Here is an 898-nt window from a genome sequence, read left to right as displayed (position 1 = left end):
CATGATATTGCGTGCCCGAGGCGTCCTCATAGGCTTCACCGATGCATTCGGGAAAGGCCGCGGCGATGCCGCTGGTGAGGAAAGACGCGACGTTGAGTTTCTGCCAGGCTTGAAGATCGGTACGGATCACCACGGCGATCTTGGTCTCGAATTGCATGGATTCCCTCGATTGTCATTCCGGGGCGGTCCATAGGACCGAACCCGGAATCCATTCGCCCACCTGCTCTGTAGCACGATGGATTCCGGGCTCGATGCTACGCATCGCCCCGGAAGGACGGCAAGGAAAAGTCAGCCCTTGGCGTCGCAGGCCCAGGCGCGGATCACGCATTCCTTGCCACCGTATTTGTAGCATTCGCGCGTGGCGGCGTTGAGCGAGGCCGAGATCTTCGGCTTGACGGCATAGCCATAGGCGCCGCAGGGATTTGTCATATCGACCGACATGGCGGCACAAGCGTGCTTCATCGTCACGGTCGTGCAATCGCCCTTGCACTGCTTCTGCGCCGCGGCACGCGCTTCGTCCTCGTGACCATAATCAAAAGCCTGGCCATACGCGCCGCATTTGCCGACCGCAAACGCTCCGGCGGCATCAGCATCGGTGATGGTGCGAGCACCCGTGACAGCAAGCGACAAGACAAAGCAAAACATCGCGCAACGGCGCGCGACGACATTCGAAACCATGGAAAAACCCCTCCCCCCAAGGCAGGTGCGGCCGACTCTAAGCCGCGGTCGTTTCCAGATGGTGAACGGGTGGTTGAAAACAGGAGGCTTGGAGGGTGCCGTAGTCCCGTAGGGCGGATTAGCGAAGCGTAATCCGCCTCTTTTGTTTCCGCGGAGAAACACAGCGGCGGATTACGCCTTCGGCTAATCCGCCCTACGCACCTTCATCCCCGCCTTGCCG

At 60.4% G+C, this 898-nt stretch carries 1 protein-coding gene and 1 pseudogene; both read right to left on the bottom strand.

Annotated features, from left to right (window positions below):
- Nucleotides 1–127: pseudogene (locus tag JHD07_RS07360) on the bottom strand (DUF2000 family protein); the annotation flags it as partial.
- 161 nt (nucleotides 128–288) lie between these two features.
- On the bottom strand, nucleotides 289–678 hold the full coding sequence (locus JHD07_RS07355; RefSeq protein ID WP_291620517.1) for a DUF4189 domain-containing protein: 390 nt from the start codon (nucleotides 676–678) through the stop codon (nucleotides 289–291).
- Nucleotides 679–898: the final 220 nt, after the last annotated feature.

This window comes from Bradyrhizobium sp. (assembly GCF_016462955.1).
GTDB lineage: Bacteria > Pseudomonadota > Alphaproteobacteria > Rhizobiales > Xanthobacteraceae > Bradyrhizobium.
The sequence above is the reverse complement of the archived record's forward strand: the minus strand, read 5'-3'. Positions and strand labels throughout refer to the sequence as shown.